Annotated in this window: 1 protein-coding gene; it reads right to left on the reverse strand. The window is 59.5% G+C overall.

The features are described from left to right. Positions 1-61: 61 nt before the first annotated feature. Positions 62-205 carry a hypothetical protein gene (locus tag ACGF5R_RS24710; RefSeq protein ID WP_387693288.1) on the reverse strand — a complete coding sequence of 48 codons (144 nt, stop codon included), beginning with the start codon at positions 203-205 and terminating at the stop codon, positions 62-64. Positions 206-311: the final 106 nt, after the last annotated feature.

Genomic DNA, 311 nt, shown 5'->3' on the forward strand with positions numbered 1-311 from the left:
GGGCTTCCCTGTTAAAAAGCTTCACCTGCGGGCCTCGCCAGCCCGCACCCGCCAACCCGCGTCAGCGGCGCAGGCAAGCTGCCCCGCCGTCACGGGTTCCCGATAAAACCCAGTTCTGGCAGGAAAAGCGGGCTGAAACCCGGCGCTGACGTCGGGGAAAAAGTGAGCTACAATCGGCAAAGTGCCCGTCGGGGCGAGTTGGCATGTTCTTTAACAGGGCGGGAAAAAGCGGTGGAGAAAAAGGCTGCTAAATCAAGGGGAAAAGTCCGCTAACCTGTATGATGGCGTCGGGATAGTGCCGAAGATCCGAT

It is taken from the genome of Photorhabdus sp. RM71S, from assembly GCF_042879355.1.
In the GTDB taxonomy this organism is placed as follows: Bacteria; Pseudomonadota; Gammaproteobacteria; order Enterobacterales; family Enterobacteriaceae; genus Photorhabdus; species Photorhabdus kayaii.